Annotated in this window: 15 protein-coding genes; 10 read left to right on the forward strand and 5 right to left on the reverse strand. The window is 65.1% G+C overall.

Going from position 1 to position 20,934, the window contains the following annotated elements; genetic code table 11:
- Position 1: 1 nt before the first annotated feature.
- Genes D472_RS24820 through D472_RS0104315 form a run of 5 tightly spaced genes read right to left on the reverse strand, consistent with a single transcriptional unit; the run spans position 2 to position 4,884 of the window.
- A complete protein-coding gene (locus D472_RS24820; RefSeq protein WP_152447900.1) occupies positions 2-1,270 on the reverse strand; it encodes a transketolase C-terminal domain-containing protein in 1,269 nt (422 codons plus the stop codon).
- The gene (locus tag D472_RS0104300; protein ID WP_017603271.1) at positions 1,267-2,046 is read right to left on the reverse strand and encodes a transketolase; all 780 of its coding nucleotides are present in this window, start codon (positions 2,044-2,046) and stop codon (positions 1,267-1,269) included. Before D472_RS0104300 ends, D472_RS24820 begins: the two co-directional genes overlap by 4 nt.
- Positions 2,046-3,338 (reverse strand): DegT/DnrJ/EryC1/StrS family aminotransferase, encoded by a 1,293-nt coding sequence (locus D472_RS0104305; protein ID WP_017603272.1) that lies wholly within the window; start codon positions 3,336-3,338, stop codon positions 2,046-2,048. Before D472_RS0104305 ends, D472_RS0104300 begins: the two co-directional genes overlap by 1 nt.
- On the reverse strand, positions 3,335-4,345 hold the full coding sequence (locus D472_RS0104310; RefSeq protein WP_017603273.1) for a BtrH N-terminal domain-containing protein: 1,011 nt from the start codon (positions 4,343-4,345) through the stop codon (positions 3,335-3,337). Before D472_RS0104310 ends, D472_RS0104305 begins: the two co-directional genes overlap by 4 nt.
- Complete coding sequence (locus tag D472_RS0104315) at positions 4,342-4,884, reverse strand: hypothetical protein (RefSeq protein ID WP_083903382.1); 543 nt, start codon at positions 4,882-4,884, stop codon at positions 4,342-4,344. The genes D472_RS0104310 and D472_RS0104315 overlap by 4 nt, the downstream gene beginning before the upstream one ends.
- Positions 4,885-5,023: 139 nt before the next feature.
- Here D472_RS0104315 and D472_RS0104320 point away from each other — a divergent pair, with 139 nt between their 5' ends.
- The 10 genes from D472_RS0104320 (at position 5,024) to D472_RS0104360 (ending at position 20,928) form a co-directional block, all read left to right on the forward strand.
- A complete protein-coding gene (locus D472_RS0104320) occupies positions 5,024-5,188 on the forward strand; it encodes a lysine biosynthesis protein LysW (protein ID WP_026117370.1) in 165 nt (54 codons plus the stop codon).
- A gap of 38 nt (positions 5,189-5,226) precedes the next feature.
- Positions 5,227-6,057 (forward strand): RimK family alpha-L-glutamate ligase, encoded by an 831-nt coding sequence (locus tag D472_RS0104325; protein WP_239642911.1) that lies wholly within the window; start codon positions 5,227-5,229, stop codon positions 6,055-6,057.
- Positions 6,057-7,034, forward strand: a complete 978-nt coding sequence (gene argC / locus D472_RS0104330) for an N-acetyl-gamma-glutamyl-phosphate reductase (protein ID WP_017603277.1) — start codon at positions 6,057-6,059, stop codon at positions 7,032-7,034. The genes D472_RS0104325 and argC overlap by 1 nt, the downstream gene beginning before the upstream one ends.
- A gap of 10 nt (positions 7,035-7,044) precedes the next feature.
- The gene (locus D472_RS0104335) at positions 7,045-7,857 is read left to right on the forward strand and encodes a [LysW]-aminoadipate kinase (RefSeq protein ID WP_239642912.1); all 813 of its coding nucleotides are present in this window, start codon (positions 7,045-7,047) and stop codon (positions 7,855-7,857) included.
- Positions 7,854-8,969 carry a M20/M25/M40 family metallo-hydrolase gene (locus D472_RS24825; RefSeq protein WP_017603279.1) on the forward strand — a complete coding sequence of 372 codons (1,116 nt, stop codon included), beginning with the start codon at positions 7,854-7,856 and terminating at the stop codon, positions 8,967-8,969. Before D472_RS0104335 ends, D472_RS24825 begins: the two co-directional genes overlap by 4 nt.
- Entirely contained in the window at positions 8,969-9,787 is an 819-nt protein-coding gene (locus D472_RS0104345) for an SDR family oxidoreductase (protein WP_017603280.1), read from the forward strand. Before D472_RS24825 ends, D472_RS0104345 begins: the two co-directional genes overlap by 1 nt.
- Positions 9,788-9,824: 37 nt before the next feature.
- A complete protein-coding gene (locus tag D472_RS0104350) occupies positions 9,825-14,381 on the forward strand; it encodes a non-ribosomal peptide synthetase (RefSeq protein WP_017603281.1) in 4,557 nt (1,518 codons plus the stop codon).
- A gap of 86 nt (positions 14,382-14,467) precedes the next feature.
- The gene (locus D472_RS27395; RefSeq protein ID WP_083903377.1) at positions 14,468-14,674 is read left to right on the forward strand and encodes an MbtH family protein; all 207 of its coding nucleotides are present in this window, start codon (positions 14,468-14,470) and stop codon (positions 14,672-14,674) included.
- Between the two features lie 13 nt (positions 14,675-14,687).
- Complete coding sequence (locus D472_RS0104355; RefSeq protein WP_017603282.1) at positions 14,688-20,000, forward strand: type I polyketide synthase; 5,313 nt, start codon at positions 14,688-14,690, stop codon at positions 19,998-20,000.
- A gap of 97 nt (positions 20,001-20,097) precedes the next feature.
- Entirely contained in the window at positions 20,098-20,928 is an 831-nt protein-coding gene (locus D472_RS0104360) for an alpha/beta fold hydrolase (protein ID WP_017603283.1), read from the forward strand.
- The last annotated feature ends 6 nt before the right edge of the window (positions 20,929-20,934 follow it).

A 20,934-nucleotide genomic window follows, 5' to 3' on the forward strand; every position in this document is an offset into this window, starting at 1 on the left:
TTCAGTTTTCTTCCTCTCCGGTCGATCTGGTGAGTCGGTGGTTCACGACACGGGTGAGCTCGGCGACTCCGGTGCTCTGGTAGAAGCTCCTGATCGGCACGTGAACGCCCGTCTCGGCCGCTATGACGTCGAGCAACTCCATGGCTGAGAGGGACGTTCCCCCCAGCACGAAGAAGTCGTCCCTGTCTTCGACGTGATCGATGCCGAGTACGCGCGCGTACAGTTCGGCCACAAAGGTGGAGGGCACGCGGTCCGTCTCCGAGACGACGTGGGACGAAGAACCATTGGTTTCGTTCGGTTGGGCGGGCATGGTGTGATATCTCCTCATCGCGATGATTCTGAGCGCGGCGTCCCGGATGGCCGCGGCGCTCACCCCCGACTCCTCCAGCGCCCCCCGGTGTTCTAGAACCCGGGTCCCCACACGTCCCCGGACCGCCACACGCAGGTGTGGCACAGGCAGCGCCCCCAAGGTCTCCGCTACGGAGTCGCCGAGACCACCGCTGGGGCGGTGCTCTTCCACGGTCACCACCCCGGCACTGGAACAGGCGGCCTTCACCACGGACTCGGTGTCCAGTGGTGCCAGAGTCTGGATCTGCAATACGTGGCAGGAAAGGTCGTTCGCCGCCAACTCACGCCCTGCCTCCAACGCCATGAGCACCGGTAGGGCGCCCATCGCGATGACGCAGACATCGGTCCCTTCACGAAGGGTCACGGCCCGCCCCAGGGAGAAGGACACACGATCGGTGTGTACGGAGGGTGTCTTCGAGCGCCCCAACCGTAGGTAGGAAGGGCCGGGGTGGTCGTGGAGCGAACGCATGACCGGACGAATCTCCGTGCTGTCCGCGGGTACCACGATGGTCGCCTCACCCAGGGCCCGCATCACCGCGAGGTCCTCAAGGGCGTAGTGACTCGTGCCGAAGTGCGCCGCGGACAGACCTCCGTGGGTCGCCACCACCCGTACGGGCAACCGGTTGCCGATGATGTCCAGCTTGAGCTGTTCCCCCGCCCGCAGGGTGGCGAAGGTGGCCATGGTGTGCGTGTACGGAATGAAACCGCGGGCGGCCAGACCGGCGGCCACCCCGAACATGTTGGCCTCGGCGATTCCCACGTTGAGATAGCGGTCGGGAAAGCGTGCGCCGAAGGTCTTCTCCAGGCCTCCGGTGTCGGTGTCCAGACAGACCACACGACTGTCGGTTTCGGCCAGTTCGATGAGTGCCTCCCGGTACGCCGAACGGGGGTCCTGGACGCCCTCGACCGAGGTGTGCATCATGATTCCCCTTGCCGTAGGGTCGCGTGTGCGCGCCGGGTCAGTTCGGGACGAAGGCTCGCGTAGTGACTGGACACCCGACCTTCCATGAATGGGACTCCCCGTCCCTTGACCGTGGCCGCGATCACCGCGACGGGCCGATCATCGGGCTCGCGTAATGCCTGAGCGAGGGCGGAGGGATCATGTCCGTCCACTGTGCGCACGGTCCAACCGAACACCCCGAAACGTTCGGTGAGCGGTTCCAAGGAGACGAGGCCCTCCGTCGGGCCGGTGAGTTGGAGCCCGTTCCGATCGACGATCGCCACCAGGTTTCGCGGTCTGCGATGGCCCGCGTACATCACCGCCTCCCAGACGCTGCCCTCCTGGAGCTCCCCGTCACCCAGCAAGGTGTAGTGCCGGTACGAGAGGCCTTCGAGTTCTCCGGCCAGAGCCATTCCGATGGACAGACTCAGACCATGCCCCAGCGAACCCGTGGGGAAGGGGACTCCTGGGAGTCCTTCGGGAGGGTGACCGAACAACCTGCTTCCGGGGCGTGTGTAGGTGCCGAGCTCCTCCCTTGGGAGGTGACCGGTCTCGGCCAGGACCGCGTACAGGGCCGGAGCGGCGTGTCCCTTGCTCAGGACGAAGGTGTCCCCTTCGCCCATGAGCTCGCAGTGGAGTACGGCGAGGATCTCCACACAGGACAGGCTGCCTCCTATGTGGGCCCCGTTCGGGCCTCCCGTCATGTCGATGATGTGCTCTCTCATCCGTTTCGCCACGGCTTTGAGGTCGGCACCCATCAGTCCACCTCCATGATGTCCCGCCAGTCCCCTTCCGGAGGGCGGGAACGTGCCATACGTCGGACCACGCCCAAGTGCGCCCAAACCTTCTCGAAGGCGTCCGCGTAAGCCGCCAGTAACGGTCCCGAATCGGGGGCCAGGTGCCGCCTTTGCAGACACAGTGACGCCTCCACGGTCGCGCAGCTGACCGGGAACTCCGCAGCGATCCGCGCCGCACGTGTTCCGGGTGCTCGAAAGGCCGGGTGCGCGGGGAGGGGGGCCGTCTGATAGCGGGACACAGGCACTCCTTCGGCGCGCAGTATCCGGTGGAGGGTCGCACGTAGGGTCGACACGGACACGTCGGTCAGTTCCAGTTCCTCGGGGACCAGCCCGATCCGTACGATGTGCCAGGCGTGGGTGCTGTTCTTCGCCACGAGAGGCACTCGTAGACCGGGTAGTTCGGCGAGTCGTGCCAGCAACCCGGTGACCGACTGTTCTCGGTGTTTCATGTACCAGGGCATTCGCTCCAGTTGTGAACGAGCGAAGGCGGCCATCACCGGACTCATCCTGAAGTTGCTCCCCGAACGGAGAGCCACGTATCCACGTGCTCCGGTGGGGACTCGCTCACCGAAGTTGCGAATCTTCGTGAGAGCGTCGTACAACTCGGGCGAATCGGTGGTGATCAGACCACCTTCCCCACAGGATGGGAGGTTCTTGCTCGGGTGCAGACTGAAACATCCGAGGGTGCCCAGTGCGCCTGTGGCCTTTCCACGGTGGAGCGCTCCATGGGATTGGGCGGCGTCCTCGACGATCGGAATCGATCGATCGTTCGCCACGGTCGACAGGCCGTCCATCTCCGCGGGTAGTCCATGCAGATGGACGGGGAGCAACGCGCCGGTCCTGGGGGTGATCGCGTCGCGCGCTCGGTCCACCGACAGGTTGTAGGTGTCCGGTTCGATGTCGGCGAACACCGGTGTCGCGCCCACCTGGAGCACCGCATGCGCGGTCGCGTTCATACTCAGTGCGGGCAGAACGACCTCGTCGCCCGGACCGATGTCCAGGGCCGACAGGGCCGCCTGGAGCGCCGCGGTGCCGGAGGAGACGGCCACGCAGTAATCGGTACCCACCAGGTTGGACCAGGCGCTCTCCAACGCGGCGACCTCGGTCTCACCGGCCGAGGCCGAGGTCAGTCTGCCGCTGCGCAGGACCCGCAGGACGGCCTGCTCGTCCAGTTCGGTCACCACAGGCCAGGAACCGTCGATGGTCCCTGGCGTCACGGCTTGAGGACCTCCGAACATCGCGAGCGCGCTCATGGTTTTCGCCCAAAGGAACCTCTTAGTCGGTGCATGCACTGCTCCCAGGTCATGAGAAGTCGTTTTCCGAGATCCTCGACCCGGGCGGTCGCCGAGGCGGAGGTCGGTTCGTCCTCCGCCGCGGCGTGGGCCGCCGCGATTCGAAATCCCGTCCAGGCGTGGGCCACCCGGCCCACCGAGCTCGCGGCGTCGGCCAGGTCGGGCCGCTCGAATCGTGTGGCCATGCGGTAGAGAAAGGCGCTGTGGAAGGCGGCCTCCGCCTGTGCCGGCCAACCAAGCACATAGATCTCCCGCAAGGCCCGGGATCCGTGTCGTTCGATACGTCGGGGCAGTTCGAAGAGGTAGGTGGCGAGCGCGTGGGGCCCTTGGTCGGGTCTGTTCAACGCCGCGATGTTGGTGCTCATGACCTTGTCCACCCACGCCATGTCGGCCCGGGGTTGTGGTCCGGTCGCCACCACTTCCAGCCACCGCCACGCGGGCCTGCTTCCGGCGAAGAACGGATCGCTTTTATGGTCGACACTGATGTCCCGCCTTGCCTTTTCCAGGACGGATCTGGGCAGTGTGCCGGAGTAGGCGGGCGGCATCGGGTCGATCACCCTGTAGAGTTCGCGTCGCTCGTCCCACCCGGTGACGATGATCAGGTGCGCGGCGTGGACGTCGTGGTAGGCCGGGCGGAAGGGCAGGTGGAAGTTGTTGACCGCGACGATCACTCCCCTGACACGTGTGAGGGCGTCGATCACGTCGTCGTGCGCGGTGCGGGGGTCCCTTGGCTCATGCCAGGTCAGGCGCACAGGGTGGTAGAGACAGAACTCTTCCTGGAGGCGCTCACCGGCGGGGTGGAAGTACTCGACGGGTTCCACCGGGCCCTGAGGTGTTCGAAAGCGCCATCCGGCTCCGAGAACTTGGACGGGGTCCCAGCCCTGTAGCTCCAGGACGTGCCCGATGTCGATCTGAAGACAACTGGCGAGATCGTCGTACCACGGGAGTACGGGGTCGACCGAGGTCACAGCACCCCCTCGACCGAGGCCGCGAAGATGTGCAGCGCGGGATTGTCCGGTAGCCGAAGGCCCCGAACGGCCTCCCACCTGGTCACCGGAACACGTACACACCACACTTGCCCCCTGAGGTCCTCCTGTCGGTGATGCGGGTAGTGCATCGCGAAGGACCGGGCCGCCGCCATCTCTCCGAAATGGGCTCGGGCCGGAAGGAAGTCGGACACCCGGATCCACTCGCCGGCGACCGCACCCGAGGTGTAGTGCACGCCCACCTCTTCTTCACAACGACGCTCTGAGGTCGCGAGGATGTGGATCCAGTCCGCGTTCATCTCGGGCAGGTCCACGTACTGTCCAGCGCATCGGATGTTGTCGGGCTCGGTCCCGGTGGCCTTCGAACCGGCGAAGCCGACACGACCGACCTGGATGTGGTCGGCTCGCAGTGTCTCCATGGGAAGGCTGTTGCTCCATACGTTCAATCGGCCGTTGCTCAGGGTTTCGAAGTCGGTGAGGGCGATGTTGTTGAGGTGTTGGGACAGGTCAACGGGGACCATCGCGTGAGTGTGCACCACCTGTGTCGCAGAGAATCCAGTCAATTCTCCTGCTCCCGAAGTATGTAGTATAAATGAAGATTTGTGCTAGTCTCTTCGTGGCTTTTTGAAGACTATCCATACAAAGAGTCGGAGACAACACATGGTTTCGTGTCCAGAGTGCAAAGGTGCGGTGGAACTGCGGGAGGACATACTGGCGTCCGAGATCGTGGTTTGTTACGCCTGCTCCAGTGAGTTGGAGGTCATCGCGGTCGAACCTGCGCTGTTGGCACTGGCTCCTGAGGTGGAAGAGGACTGGGGAGAGTGAACCTTGGTTCGGGAAGCCCGGTGGGCGAAGGTGGGCGAGTGGCCGTGATCGCCTCCAGGGTCCGGTTCGAGGAACGAGACCTTCTGGACGCCCTGGACCGTAGGTCGGTCGATGGGGAGTTCGTCGACGACCGTTCCCTCGTCTACCGGGTGGGGGAAGAAGGGCCTCGGTGGCGTGCGGTGCTGAACAGGTCGCTCGCCGCGACCCGGAGGCTGGAGATCAGCCGCTGGTGCGAGGCCGTAGGTGTTCCCGTCCTGAACACTTCGGAGACCGTGGCCCTGTGCGACAACAAGATCGCCACGGCGTTCGCGTTGAAACGGGCGGGGGTGGCTGTACCGGACACGGTCATCTCCCTGGCCACCTCCTCCGGAGCGCGAGCGACCGAAGAGATCGGTTATCCCGCCGTGGTGAAACCGGCGAACGGTTCCTGGGGCAGGGGAGTGGCTCGCGTGGCCGACGGTGAAACGGCCCAAACCCTCTTCGAACTCCGGGCCCAGCTCCCTTCGGCCGCGCAAAAACTCACCTGTGTCCAAGAATTCGTTCCGGGACGTGACCTGCGGGTCTTGGTGGTGGGCGGAATCGCGATCGCGGCCATGGTCCGGGAAGCGCAAGGGTGGGTGCGCAACGTCGCGCGAGGCTCCACAGTGGCGGCGTTGGATCTGGACGACTCCCTGGCCGAGCTGGCCGAAAGCGCCTCCGCCGCGGTCGGTGGTGGGGTACTCGGAGTCGACGTTCTGGAGACCGACACAGGCGAACGGTTCGTGCTGGAGGTCAACAGCGCTGTGGAATTTCGGGGTCTCACCGAAGCACATCCCGAACTGGCCGTCGCGGACACCATTGTCGACCATGTTCTCCGGGAGACTTCGTGATGAAGGCCGCTGTGATCGGGGCGAGTGGTTACGTGGGCGGAGAACTGGTGCGTCTCCTCCTGGCCCACCCCGCACTACACCTGGTCCAGGTGACGTCCCGACGCCACGCCGGTGCGCCCGTGGGACGTAGGCACCCGAACCTGAGCCATGTCGATCTGAAGTTCACCCCACTCGACGCGTTGAGCCCCGTCGATGTCGTTTTCTCCGCCTTGCCGCACGGGGAACTCTCCCGTGTTCATTCCCAGGTCGCTCAGACCACGCGGACCATCGTCGACCTCAGTTCGGATTTTCGAGAACACGAAGACGGGGCCAAGGAAGGGTACGTCACCGGGCTTCCGGAACTGTTCCGGAAGGATCTGCTCGGCCGCGACAGGATCAGTGTGCCGGGTTGCATGGCGACCGCTGCGGCCCTGGCACTTCGACCGCTGGTCGAGGCCGGGATGGTCGAGGGCGACACGCTCGTCGACGCGCGTACCGGTTCCAGTGGTGCCGGTGTCGAACCCGGTGCCGCCACCCACCATGCCGAACGTCGCAACGCCATGCGTGTCTACAAGGCGACCGGCCACCGCCACGAGCACGAGATCACGCGGCTGTGCCGCTCGAAGGTTCGGATGACGGTGACCGCCGTACCACTGGTCCGAGGCGTACAGATCATCCTTCACGTGCGTACGAATCGTCCCGTGTCACGAACCGACGTGTGGTCCGTGTATCGGCGACGTTATGACGCCGAACCGTTCATCCGGCTGGTGGCACACCGGCTCGGAGTGCATCGCCTCCCCGACCCACAGTTCCTCATGGGCGCCAATTTCACGGACATCGGGTTCGACGTGGACGAGGACGGAGGGCGTGTGGTCGTGGTGGTCGCTCTGGACAACCTCATGAAGGGGGCGGCCGGTGGCGCTGTACAGAGTCTGAACGTCTCCGCCGGTTTCGATGAGGAAGCCGGCCTCGATTTCGCCGGCCTGCGTGTCGGGTGAGGGGCAGCCGGTGATAGAGAACGCGACCGTGATCAAGATCGGTGGTTCGGTGCCGCCGGAGCCGGTTCTGGACGACGTGGCCGCTCACGTGGCGGAGGGCACACCGGTGGTCCTGGTGCATGGAGGAGGACAGGAGACGGATCGACTGGCGCGGCGCCTCGGAACACCCCTTCGGGTCCTGGTCTCGCCGGACGGGACCCGCAGCCGACGTACGGACGACGCCACGCTCGACCTGCTGGCCATGGCGTTGTTGGGCGGGGTGAAGCCGAAGCTGGTACAGGGACTGCACATGCGTGGCATCACGGCCTTCGGGATGAGCGGCGCCGACGGTGCGCTCGTACTGGCTGATCGCAGGGCCGTCCTACGCTCGGTGGAGGACGATCGGGTCCGACTGATTCGCGACGATCGTTCCGGTCGTGTCACCGACGTTTCCACACGGTTTCTTCGCGCGCTGATGGCCGCCGGTGCGACACCGGTGATCTCTCCTCCGGCGATGGGCGACGATGGCGGTCTGCTCAACGTCGACGCCGACTGGATGGCCGCTCGGATCGCGGTCGCACTGAACGCGCGAGCATTGGTGCTGCTGACGGACACCCCGGGCGTACTCGCCGACCCGGAGGACACCGACTCGTCGGTGCGGATGCTGGACGTGCTCCCCGACTTCGTCTCGGGGCGGATGCGTCACAAGGTCCGCGCCGCGCTGTACGCGCGACGGGCGGGTGTACGTGCAGTCGTCTCCTCCGGCGCCATCGATCGACCGGTGCGGATGGCTCTTCTGGGAGCCGGCACCGAGTTCACGGCCGCAGAGGAGGGGCGCGGATGAACCTTTCCGAGGGCTACCCGATCCGATTGTTGTGGGAGATGTTGCGTATCCCCTCCGTCTCCGGTGACGAGGGCAGACTCGCCTTCTTCCTCATGGAAAGGATGGCGGAGCTCGGCTTGGAGTCCCATATCGACGAGGTGGGCAACGTCCACGGTGTGATCGGTCCTTCGGACTCGCCGACGGTGATGCTTCTCGGGCACATCGACACAGTGCCGGGAGGTATTCCGGTATGTCGGGTGGGAGACCTGGTGTACGGACGAGGTGCGGTGGACGCCAAAGGGGCCATGGCCACCATGGTCTGTGCGGCCGCCGCCTCATCGGGAGTACGCGTGCACGTCGTGGGCGCGGTCGGTGAGGAAATACCGGGATCCTTGGGCGCGCGACACGTGATGGGCACGGTACCGCGCCCCGACGCCGTGGTGATCGGTGAGCCGAGCGGTTGGAACGGGGTCTGTCTTGGTTACAAGGGCAGGATCGGGGTCCACTACTCGGTCGACCGACCCCCACTGCACACCAGCAGCCCGATACCCACTGCGGTCGAGGACACCGTCGCCCTCGTCCGGCGAATCCGGACTCGTTTGGCCGAGGTGTCCTCTTCAACGGACCCCGTAGCGTTCGGGACGGCGGCCGCGACCCTGGTCCGTCTCGAAGGTGGCCTGAGCCGTGCCGAGGCCTTCCTCACCTGTCGTGTACCACCGGGGTTCGACTTCGAGGCGTTCGAGGAATATGTCCGTCGGCACGCTCACGGTGAGGTCTGGTTCGACGAGCGTGTGCCCGCGGTCCACCGAGCACGTAGCGACCTGGTGGTCAGCACGTTACGTTCGCAGATCGTCGCGGGTGCGGGCACCCCCGTCATGAGACGCAAAGCCGGCACGTCCGACATGAACGTGCTGGGGGAGAAGTGGGACGACCTGCCTATGGCCGCGTACGGCCCCGGCGACGCGCATCTGGACCACACCAGGGACGAGCATCTCCCCGTGGACGAACTACTCCGGTCGGTCGATGTCCTGACCCGGGCCTTACCGAGGATCTCCCGGCGCCTGTCGAACGGACGATCGCCGATCCTCTCGGAGCGAACTCTCACTTCCATCGGAGAGAAGGAACGCATCTGATGCGAATCGAGGGACGAATCGTCATGATCACCGGAGCGGCTCGGGCACTGGGCCGCTCACACGCCCTGCTGTTCGCCCGGGAGGGCGCGGATCTGTTGCTGGTCGACAGTTGCGGTGCGGACGGTCCCTATCCACTCGCGGAGCGAAAACAGCTGGAGGAGACGGCCCATAGCTGTCGTGGCCTGGGCAGCCGGGTGGTGACCGCCGTCGCCGACGTGCGCGACCCGGAACAGGTCGAGGCCGCCGTGTCCGCGGGGATCGAGGAGTTCGAGCGTATCGACGTGTTGGTGAACAACGCCGGTCTGCTCGCCCCCGGCGGTGTCCTTTCACACCAGCTGACCGAGGAGGACTGGACCAAGGTCCTGGACGTCAACATCAACGGCACATGGCGGTGCTGTCGTTTCGTACTGCCCCACATGGTCGAGCGACGCTCGGGCGTCATCATCAACACCGCCTCCACCGGGGGTCGCGTCGCATTCGAGATGTACTCCAACTACGTGGCGTCCAAACACGCCGTGGTGGGGCTCACGAAGGCGTTGGCTCTGGAGTACGGACGTTTCGGAATCCGGGTGAACTCGGTCAGCCCCAGCACCGTGGCCGCAGACCCGGGGTTGGACACGGCGAGCACCGCCGACGTGGCGCGGCGGTTGGGCTCCTCCTTGGAGGAGTACGAACGCGGTTCTTCCTCACACCATCCACTCGGCCGACTCGTCACGGCGCAGGAGGTCTCCGCGGCCTGCCTGTGGCTGGCCGGCGAGGAGGCCGGGGGCGTAACAGGGACGGACCTGCTGGTCGATGGTGGATTCACGGCCAGATGAGCTGAGGATTTCCGATCGCTCCCAGAAAGGAGGAACAGTGAACGAAGAGCCTTGGGACACGGGCGGCCATGATGCCTTGGAGCGTCGTATCTCCGCACTGACTCCTACGCAACGACGCCTGTTCGACCGCATCCTCGCTCAGGAGAACGCCGGTCAGGAGGGGATCCCTCGACGTCCACAAGGGGAGACGGAAATAGCCGTCTCCTACGAGCAAGAGCGCTTATGGTTCATGAACGCCCTGGTCACCTACCGTCAGATCTTCCATGTTCCGGTCGCGTTGCGTCTGCGCGGACCTCTTCGGCCCCAAGCCCTCGAACAAGCGCTGGACGGTTTGGTCGATCGGCACGAGGCGTTGCGAACGGTCTTCCGGGAAGGCCGTACCGGACTATGCCAGGTGGTGCTCGACCGGCTACGGGTCCCACTGTCCGTCGAGGACTGTCGTGGTGCGGACGATCCCCTTGGTGAGGCCCGACGTCGTGCGTCGGCCTCGGTGACCGAACCCTTCGACCTCGGGTCGGGGCCCCTCCTCAGGTGCCGCCTGTACGAAGTCGGTGAGCAGGACCATGTCCTGGCTCTGGTCCAGCATCACATCATCTCGGACTATTGGTCGCTCGGCATTCTCCTGGAGGACCTGGGCGCCCTCTATGCCGCTGTGATCGGGGCAGGGCCCGATCTCGAACCACTGGACCTGCACTACCCGGATTTCGCTCACTGGCAACGCCGCGAGACGAACGGCGACGCCGTGCAACGAGGTCTGGCCCACTGGCGTGACCAGTTGTCCGACGTTTCCGATCTGCTCGAATTACCGACGGATCGACCTCGCCCGCCGGTCCGCGGCAGCCAGGGGACCTTTCAACATATCGAGTTCCCGGCCGATGCCGTCCGTCGTCTCAGAGCCATCGCCAAGGAGGAATCCACGACACTGCTCGGGGTCTTCCTCGCCCTGTACGCCGGGTTTCTCGGCCGCCTCGTCCGTGAGGATTCGCTGGTCGTGGGAGTGCCGGTGGCAGCCCGTGGCAGGCCGGAGACTCAGCGGATGGTCGGTTACTTCCTCAACTGGCTTCCGATCCGCATTGACCTGGGGGGTCGGCCCTCACTTCGTGAACTCGTTCGCCGTGCGGGACGAGCGCTCTCCGACGCCATGACACACCAGGACCTTCCGTTCGACGTACTGGTGCAGGAGCTCGCCCACACGCGTCGCCCGGGGACGACGCCGATCTTCCAGACCTCCCTGAGCCTGCGCGACAGCGCGCCCGAGCCACCACAGATGCCTGGCATGGACATCTCGTTCTTCGACCTGGAGGGTGGGGCGACCCACTTCGACCTCATGGCCGAACTCTGGTGCGAGGACGACCGTGTCCTGGGTTATCTGCCGTTCGATGACGAGTTGTTCGACGAGTCCACGGTCGAAAGGTACGCGGAGTGGTTGGTGCGCTTGGCCTGTGAGACCTCCCGGGAGCCGGACCGACCGTTCAAGGCGGCTCCCCTGATGTCAATGGACGACGAGACCAGGAGCGTGGGGGCCGGGCCGGCCGAGGTGGTGCGGGTTCAGGGCACACTGTACGACCGGTTCGCCGAACAGGCGCGACTTCGGCCGGAATCGATCGCGGTAACGCACGAGGATCGGCATCTCACCTACGGTGAGCTGCACGAGAGGGTCGGTCACGTCGCCCGTACGCTTCGAGAATACGGTGTCGGACCGGGCTCTTTCGTGGGCGTCGTCCTCGATCGTTCACCCGAACTGGTGGCCGGCATCCTCGGCATCCTCGCGAGTGGTGCGGCCTACATGCCGGTGGACCCCGGCAACCCCCAGGCCAGGACGGCCGAGCAGTTCGCCGGTTACTCGGTGAAGGTGGTCCTGACCGACGAGGGCGCACGAGGACGGCTCCCCGAGGGTGGGTACACGGTCCTGAAGCTGGCCGAGAAGTTTTTCGAAAAGGGCCTCACCACCCCCGAAAAGTCTCATGTCAGCGTCCCTTCCTCGGCGCCGGCCTACGTCATCCACACTTCGGGGTCGACCGGTGACCCCAAGGGGGTCCTGGTCTCGCACGCGAACGTGCTCCGGCTCCTCGCGGTGTCCGAACGGTTCTTCGAGCCGGGTCCCGAAGACGTTTGGACGCTCTTCCACTCCGCGTCCTTCGACTTCTCGGTCTGGGAGTTGTGGGGGTGTCTGGCCCACGGGGGACGGTTGGTGTCGGTTCCCCAGTGGATGACGAGGGCCCCCGACATGTTCCTCGAACTGGTGAGAAGCGAGAAAGTGACCATCCTCAACCAGACACCTTCCGCCTTCTCCCAGTTCGCCTCCGTCGCCCTCGCCGAGCCGCGTTCCCTGGCGCTGCGCTACGTGGTGTTCGGTGGTGAGGCGCTCGACTACTCCGCTTTGGGGGTATGGTTCGACGCCTTCGGGGACGAACACCCGCGGCTGGTCAACATGTACGGCATCACGGAGACCACCGTCCACGTGACTTTTCGTCAGGTCACCACGGCCGACACCCGACTGTCACGATCCCTCATCGGGGAGCCTCTGCCCGACCTATCGCTGTACATTCTCGACGACGAGATGCGTCCGGTACCGGACGGCGTGCCCGGCGAGATCCATGTCGGTGGTGCCGGAGTGGCCCTCGGGTACCTGAACTCCCCCCGGCTGACCGCACAGCGGATGTTGCCCGATCCCTTCACCCGGATCCCCGGAGCCCGCATGTACCGCACGGGGGACATCGCGATCCGCCGAACGCGGGAGGGGATCGCCTACCTGGGAAGGGCGGACGAACAGTGCAAGATCCGAGGCCACCGTGTGGAGGTCGGGGGGCTACGGGCAGCGCTCAACCGTCTCGACGGAGTGATGGAGGGAGCGGTCACGGTCGAGGAGGACGCGTCCGGGAACAAGATCCTGGTCGCCTACGTGGTGGGCTCTCCGATGGCGGAGATCACCTCGACACGAGTCAGACGTGCTTTGCTGGCCGATCTTCCCGAGTGGATGGTCCCCTCGATCGTGGTCATGGTGGACGAGCTGCCACTCACCCGGAACGGCAAACTCGACAGCAGGGCCTTGGCCGCACTCAGGAGACGTCGTACCCGGGACACCCCGACCGAATCCCGTCCTCCGTCGACGAAGACGCAGAGAGTCCTTGCCAAAATCTGGTCGGACGTTCTTGGTCGTGAGGGCGTCGGTGCGGATTCGAACTTCTTCGAACTGGGCGGGCACTCCCTCATGGTGGTCCGGCTCGTGTCGTCCATCGCTCATCGTCTGGACGTCCGGATTCCCATGGAGACCCTCTTCCAGAACCCCATGCTCCAGGAGATGGCCGAAGAGGTCGACCGTCTGCGACGGGCTCCGATCGAGGAAGCAAGCCCGGGATCCGAGATCGAGTCCGTCGAGGGCCCTTCGGTTGTTACGGAGACGGAGGCCGTGGACATCGCGACGATGCGCGCGAAGGCCGCCGACAGGATGGCGTCCGTACCCGCCCCGGCGGCACCCCTGCCGATCGGCGATGACCAGGTGGTCCTTCTAACGGGGGCCTCCGGTTTCCTCGGAGGTTTCACCCTGGCCGAACTCCTGGCCAGGGGAACACGGGTCATCTGCCTTCTACGAGGTGGAGTGTCCCGTGAGAACGAGCTTCGTCGACGCCTGGAAGCGCTTGGGGTGAGTTGGAACCAGATCCGTTCTCGTCTGGAGATCGTGGAAGGGGACGTGGGAGAGCCTCGGCTCGGGCTCTCCTCGCCGGACCATGAGTCACTGGTCGAACGAGTCGGCCGTCTCGTTCATGTGGCGGCGTGGGTCAACCACATCTACCCCTACGAAGAATTGGCCAGAATCAACGCGTACAGCGTGCCCGCCCTTGTCGCCTTCGCGTCCACCGGACGTCGTAAGAGCGTGACGTTCGTCTCCACCAGTGCGGTCCTGGAGTCACCCTCCTATGGGGGAGACGTCGAGATCGCCAACGGACCTTTGCACGCCCTGCCATCGGCACGCAACGGTTATGCGAGATCGAAGGCGGTCGCTGAGCTTCACCTGGCGTACTCCGCCCAAGCGGACGTTCCGTGCACCATCGTCAGATGCCCCAGCGTCTACGGGGACCGGCGGCGATACCAGGTCAGCGAAACGGACTACATCTGGAGCTGGACCAAGGCGATGGTGGCCACCGGTCACTACCCGTCCGAATTCGACACCCCGGGCAACCGTCTCTTCCAAGCCCTGCCCGCCGACGCGGTGGCCACATTGCTCGCGGACCTGGGACGCTCGGCGGACCCCGCCGGATGTCGGTACATCAATGCGATCCCCAACACCGTGGGCCACACACAGGATCTGCTCGCGGGGCTTCGTGAGGCCGGACACCACCTTGAGTCCATGCCGGACCGCCAGTGGTACGCGCGGGTGGGCCGACTCGACACACGAGAGGTCTGGGTAGCCGGTATCGCCGGTCACCTCGCCGAACTCTCCGACGCGTCCGTTGTCCGTCAACGGTTGCGCCGTTTCCGAACCGACGAGGAACCGGACGTATCGCGGTTTATCAATGAAAATGCGGTTTCAGCGCCGGCCGACATCGCCCACTACGTTCGGACGTTGTTGGATCAGGGAACTCCGAGTTCCTAGAACGGCTCGAACCATTGGTCACGAAACGCAACACCCGAATGTGAGGGCAATTTCTCCCGATCACCACACGACTGAAAGGAAACACGTTGGATTCCGATGATCGAATCTACGAAGTCGTCAGTAATCACGAGGAGCAGTACTCCATCTGGCTCGCTGACCATGAGGTTCCCGCAGGGTGGAAGACCGTGGGGTTTCGAGGTGCAAAAGCCAAGTGCCTTGCCCATATCGAGGAGGTCTGGACCGACTTGCGTCCGTTGAGTCTGCGTGAACGTTCGAAAAGCGAACATGAATAGGGAGTGTGGGTGGATGACAGGGAAACAGGACGAGGCCATCGCGATCATCGGTATGAGCTGCCGGTTCGCGCCGAATATCGACTCTCCGGCCGGGCTGTGGTCGGCACTTCTCGGCGATCCCGCCCCAGTGGGTGAGATGCCCTCGAAACGGTGGGACCCCTACCTCAGCGGAAGTCCTGAGGCAACGGCCATTCTCCGGAAAACCACACGTAAGGGATTCTTCCTCGATGATATCGAGGGGTTCGAAGCGGAATTCTTCAAGATCACTCCGCGTGAGGCCGAATACCTAGACCCACAGCAACGCATCCTGCTGGAACTGTCCTGGGAGGCTTTGGGTGACGCGGGGATGCCCCCGTTATCCCTGGGGAAGTCCGACACCGGGGTTTTCGTCTCCGCGAACTCCAACGACTACGGGCGACGTCTCCTGGAGGACATTCCTCGTACCGGTGCTTGGGCGGTCAACGGCACCACCTACTACGGGATCGCCAACCGCATCTCCTACTTTCTGGATCTGCGTGGCCCGAGCATGGCCGTGGACACCGCCTGCGCCGGATCGCTCACCGCCCTGCACACCGCCGCTTTGAGCCTGCGCTCGGGGGAGACGTCCCTCGCGATCGTCGGTGGGATCAACATCATGGCTTCCCCCGCCCTGGTCGTCGCGCTGGACGCGGCGGGTGCCACCGCGCCCGACGGTCGCAGCAAGGCGTTCGACCGTCGTGCCGACGGTTACGGCCGTGGTGAGGGCGCGGCGGTCATGGTGCTCAAACGCCTCTCCGACGCGCGGCGCGACAAAGACACGGTCCACTCGCTCATCGTGGGCAGCGGTGTCTACCAAGACGGCCGGTCCGACGGAATGATGGCACCCGACGGGGAAGCCCAGGAGAACATGCTGCGCGGAGTCTACGCCTCTTCGGGGATCGATCCCGCGTCAGTGGACTACGTTGAGGCCCACGGCACCGGTACCCCCCTGGGAGATCAGGCCGAGACCACGGCCATGGCCAAGGTGTTCGGGACGGTACGCGCACCTGACCGACCACTGTTGTTCGGCACTCTCAAACCCAACATCGGTCACGTCGAGGCCGCTTCCGGTATAGCGGGGGCCATGAAGACCGTGTTGGCCCTGGAACACGAGAAGATCCCTGTCAGTCCGCACGACGAGGTCAACCCGGACCTGGATCTCGACAGTCGTAGTCTGCGTCTGGTGGACGAACCGCAGGAATGGTGTCGGGGTGAACGTCCTCGCCGTGCGGGTGTCTCCAGTTACGGGGTCGGCGGTACCATCTCCCACCTCGTCTTGGAGGAGGCTCCCGCCGACCTGGCGGCCGACCGAAGCGCGATCGAGCCGCACGACGACGGTACTCCGGTCCTGCTGCCCCTTTCCGCGGAGTCGGACAAGGGACTGAGAGCCCTGGCCAAAGCACATGCGGACTGGCTGCGTGAACACCCGGACGCTCGCCTGACCTCGGTCGCTCACACGCTTACGCGAAGAAGGTCCCACCTGACCGTACGGGCCGCCGTCGTCGCGTCCTCCTCGGAGGAGGCCGCCGATCTTCTCACGGCCCTCGCGGAGGACCAACGATCCCCCAAGGCCGTGTTCGGACGCGCGAGGTCCGTGGACGGGAACGGACCCGTCTGGGTCTTTTCCGGCCACGGGTCACAGTGGAGTGGAATGGGCCGTGAGTTACTCCAAGAGGAACCGGTGTTCAGCTCGGCGATCGACGGTCTGGCGGACGTGTTCCGGGAAGAGGTCGGATGGACGCCCCGCGAGGTCATTGAGCAGGGTGGGCCCTGGACCGTCTCACGGGTCCAGGCCATGACCTTCGCCATGCAGATCGCGCTCTCCGACGTCTGGCACGCCCAAGGACTCCGTCCCACCGCGATCATAGGCCACTCAGTGGGGGAGGTGGCCGCCGCAGTCGTCGCCGGAGCCTTGGACCGTGAACCGGCCGCTCGGTTCGCCTGCCGTCGGGCCGTGGCCCTGGAGGACATCGCGGGTGCGGGGGCCATGGCCCTCGTGGGACTCGGTTTCGACGAGGCCGGCGAACGAGTGGCGGATCGTGACGGTGTCGAGGCCGCCATCGCGGCCAGCACACGCTCCACCGTGATCTCCGGTGACGCCGGCGCCGTCGAGGCACTGGCGGATGAGCTGCGCACCGAGGGGGTGGAGGTCCGCTCGGTCAACACCGACGTCGCTTTCCACAGCCCACACGTGGACGCGGTGCTTTTGAAGGTCGCGGAGGCCGCACGTGAGTTGTCGGCCCGGCCACCGAACATCCCTCTGTACAGCACGGCGCTCGATGACCCGCGCGCGGACGCACCGCGCGAGGGACACTACTGGGAACGCAACCTGCGCTCATCGGTGCGATTCGCCCAGGGTGTTCAAGCGGCCCTGGAAGACGGCGCTCGAACCTTCCTAGAGGTGTCGTCCCACCCGGTCGTCGCGCATTCGATCACCGAATGCGCGATCGACTCCGGCCTGGAGGACGTGACCGTGGCCGTGAGTCTGCGCCGTGACCAGCCCGAGGTCACGACCCTGTCGGTGAACCTGGCACGGCTCTTTTGCTCGGGAAGTCAGATCGACTGGCGATACGAGGGAACGCTGCTGCCGATGCCCTCCGTCGTGTGGCAACACCGTCCCTACTGGATCTTCCCGGACGGGCCGGAAGAGAGCCGTGGACGGGGGCACGATCCCGACACGCACACGCTGCTGGGCGGTCTTAGCACGGTCGCCAGTGCCCCGTACCAGAAGGTGTGGCAGACCCACCTGGACATGGCCAACCGTCCCTACGCTCAAGACCACAAGGTGGTCGGAGTGGAGACGGTTCCGGCGTCAGTGGTCATCAACTCCTTCGCGCAGGCTGCGGCCCAGGGTGATCGGCGGACATCGGGTCTGACCGACATCGTTTTGCGTACTCCGCTCGCGGCGACGCCTCCGCGGGTGGTCCAGGTGGTCCTTGACCAGAACCAGGTGCGAATGGCGAGCCGTCTGCGTCGTGAGGAGGGGGTCGCCGACGAAGCGGAACAGGGAGACGAATGGATCACCCACGCCACCGCTTCCGTGGACCGTTCGATGGCAGTGAGTTCACGGTCGCTGGAGCCTGTTGAGAGCATCCGTGCGCGTTGTCCGGAGGAATGGTCATGGAAGCGGGTCGATGAGGTCTTCCTCAACATGGGGGTGGAGGGATACACCTTCCCCTGGGTCGTGGAGGAGCTGCGACGCAACGAGACGGAACAGCTGGCGATCGTCACCATCGACCACACCCCCAAACTGCATCCGAGCAGTTGGACGGCGGTCATCGACGGAGCTTTGACCGTCAGTGGAGTCTTGGTCACCCAGGAGGATTCACGTACTCTCCGTACCTCCTCCCACCTGGACTCGATCGTCTACCGTGGGGAGCCGCCCGGCCGTGTGGTGGTGCATACGACGCGTTCCGCTCACTCTCCGGCGACGACCATCGACGTCTTGGTCGCCGACGAGCACGGCAACGTCGTGTGTGAGGCGAAGGGCCTGCGCTTCACCCAGGTCCACGACCGCCCGGGAAGCGTGCTCACACCGCGCCAGCTCGTTCACGAGGTCGTGTGGAAGCCGCTCGAAGCGACCGGGGAACGGCGCTCCGTGAACACTGTCGTGCTCCTGGGGGATTCCCCCGTCACCTCGGCAATGGAACGCACTCTACGGTCCCGGAACATCTCGGTCACCCGGTTGGAGCGACCCCGAGATCTCCTCGACCTTCCGGAGGGGCGACAAGGCGTCGTCCTGGTGGTTCCGGAACCATCACGCGACGGTGAAACGGCGCAGAGTGCTTCGGAACGGTGCGCGTGGACACTTGTCGACGTCGCCCAACATCTCGGACGTCGCGGTTCAGGAGACACGGATCCCGCTCTCCGACTCTGGTGCTTGACCCGGGGGGTGCGGGACCCAGAGCACGAATCCGCTCTTTCCCAGGCCCCGCTGTGGGGGGTTTCCAGGATCATCGCCGGTGAGCGGTCGGACCTGTGGGGTGGGCTGGTAGACCTACAGAACGGGCTGGATCCGGCCGTGGACGAGAGCATGGGGCTGCTGGTCGATCTCCTCGAACGGGTGGGACCCACGGAGGACGTCGTCTCGCTCACGTCGGAGGGGGCCTACGCTGCGCGCCTGAGCCAGGTGGAACGACAGCTGACGGAACCGGTCCTGGAATGCCAACCTCACGGCACCTATTTGATCACCGGTGGTCTGGGTGCTCTGGGCTTGGCCACCGCGCAGTACCTGGCCGAACGTGGGGCGCGCCGACTCGTCCTGGTCGGTCGTCGTGGATTGCCGCCACGATCCGAATGGGGACGGGTCGAGGACCCCGGAATCCGCGCTGGTATCGACGCGGTGCTCGCGTTGGAAGCCCTAGGGGTGACCGTGCGGGTGCTCTCCCTGGACATCTCGGATGCCGAGGCGGCTACCGCGGCCCTCGACCCATCCGCGCTCGGACTGCCTCCCATCAGAGGCGTCGTTCACGCCGCAGGTGTGGTGTCGGATGCCTTGGTGGACAAGACCGATCTTCGTGACCTGCGAACCACCTTCGGACCCAAAGTGGGTGGGGCCATGGTGCTGCACCGTCTCTTCCCTCCGGGGACGTTGGACTTCTTCACCATGTTCTCGTCCTGCGGTCAGTTCGCCCGGTTGACCGGGCAGACGAGTTACGCCGCCGCCAACTCGTTCCTGGACGGCCTGGCGGCACTGCGTAGTGCCGAAGGACACACCGAGACCACCAGTCTGGCGTGGACACAGTGGCGTGGTGTGGGGATGGGCGAGAGCACCGCGAGCACCACGATCATGGAGGCCGAGTCCCGAGGTCTGGGAGGTATCTCTTTGACGGAGGCGTTCCGATCGTGGGCGTTCTCGGACCGTTTCGGATTGCCGTACTACGCGATTCTCCGTGTGATGCCCGACCGGTCCTTGCCGGTCTTCTCCGAACTGGAGGACGTGGAGAACGCCGAGGACGCCGAAGGAGGGTCCTTGGCGGTGGACTGGTCGGCGTTCTCCCCGGAGGAACTCGCTCCGGCGGTACTGGGTGAGACACACGAACAAGCCGCGATCGAACTCAACCTGTCCGTCGAGGACGTGGAGATTGACCGACCATTGGTGGAGCTGGGGGTGGACTCGGTGATGACCGTCGGCCTTCGGGTTCGACTGCACCGCCGGTTCGGTGTGGATCTGCCACCGACGATCCTATGGAGTAACCCAACGATCCGTTCCATCGCTGAGCTGCTCACCGGGGAACTGGGCGGGGATGCTGTGGGCGACCCGCCCGAAACCTCCACCGGACAGCCCGTGGAGACCGCCACCGTGTGACGTGTTTCCGGGACGGGCGCTGTGGGGCCGGCCCGGCCCCACAGCGCCCGTCCCGCGTGGTTCGCACGTCCGTCGAGGACCGACCAGGAGAGGAATCATGGGCACTCTCGCTGTTTCCGGAGCCGAATTACACTACGAGATATCCGGCTCGGGCCCTCTTTTGTTGCTGATCCCAGGAGGTACGGACGATGCACGGGACTTCGCCGGGCTCATCCCGCTGTTGGAGACATCCTTCAGTGTGCTCACCTATGACTGCAGAGGAGTCTCCCGGAGCAGACTGAGCGAGCCCACCGACAGGGTTTCCGTGGAGACTCAGGCCCAGGACGCCTGGAACCTGTTGAAAAGGGTCGATGGAGGGCCGGCGTACGTCTTCGGTACGAGTGGTGGTGGCCAGATCGGACTGGAGCTCACGGCTCGCCACCCGGTGTCGGTGATGGCACTCGTGGTTCACGAACCACCGGTAGCTCGGTTCCTACCCGAGTGGGACACGCGCCGGAGTCTTGTACTCAAGGTGTGCGAGATCTACCGGACCCATGGGGCGGAACGGGCCATGGAAGTCTTCGTGGCGGGATCCAGGATGAAGCATGTTTCGGACCCGGCCCGGCATGCTCCGGAGAGTCCTCGATCCGCTGTTCTGGCCCAAGAGAGAGCCATCCGCATGCGGAGGAACCTGGATCACTTCTTCTCGCGTGTCCTGTCGGGCGTCGTCGACTACCGGCCTGACACTGATGTCCTGAAGGAGACGGGCGTACGGATCATGGTGGGCGTTGGGCAGACGTCGCGGGAACAGTTCGCTCATGACACCGGACTTGCGCTGGCTGCTCGGTTGGGCAGTACACCGACCGTCTTTCCCGGAGGGCACGCGGGTTTTGTCACCCACCCGGTCGGTTTCGCCGATCGTCTTCGCGGACTCATGGAAGCCGACTGATCTCCC

This window comes from Nocardiopsis alkaliphila YIM 80379 (genome assembly GCF_000341005.1).
GTDB classification, from domain to species: domain Bacteria; phylum Actinomycetota; class Actinomycetes; order Streptosporangiales; family Streptosporangiaceae; genus Nocardiopsis; species Nocardiopsis alkaliphila.

Coding starts and splice junctions, on each gene's coding strand:
- D472_RS0104305 (WP_017603272.1), bottom strand. CDS start 3,338: ATGAGCGCGCTCGCGATGTTCGGAGGTCCTCAAGCCGTGACGCCAGGG.
- D472_RS24825 (WP_017603279.1), top strand. CDS start 7,854: ATGAACCTTTCCGAGGGCTACCCGATCCGATTGTTGTGGGAGATGTTG.
- D472_RS0104320 (WP_026117370.1), top strand. CDS start 5,024: ATGGTTTCGTGTCCAGAGTGCAAAGGTGCGGTGGAACTGCGGGAGGAC.
- argC (WP_017603277.1), top strand. CDS start 6,057: ATGAAGGCCGCTGTGATCGGGGCGAGTGGTTACGTGGGCGGAGAACTG.
- D472_RS0104300 (WP_017603271.1), bottom strand. CDS start 2,046: ATGGGTGCCGACCTCAAAGCCGTGGCGAAACGGATGAGAGAGCACATC.
- D472_RS0104360 (WP_017603283.1), top strand. CDS start 20,098: ATGGGCACTCTCGCTGTTTCCGGAGCCGAATTACACTACGAGATATCC.
- D472_RS0104355 (WP_017603282.1), top strand. CDS start 14,688: ATGACAGGGAAACAGGACGAGGCCATCGCGATCATCGGTATGAGCTGC.
- D472_RS0104315 (WP_083903382.1), bottom strand. CDS start 4,884: ATGGTCCCCGTTGACCTGTCCCAACACCTCAACAACATCGCCCTCACC.
- D472_RS24820 (WP_152447900.1), bottom strand. CDS start 1,270: ATGATGCACACCTCGGTCGAGGGCGTCCAGGACCCCCGTTCGGCGTAC.
- D472_RS0104345 (WP_017603280.1), top strand. CDS start 8,969: ATGCGAATCGAGGGACGAATCGTCATGATCACCGGAGCGGCTCGGGCA.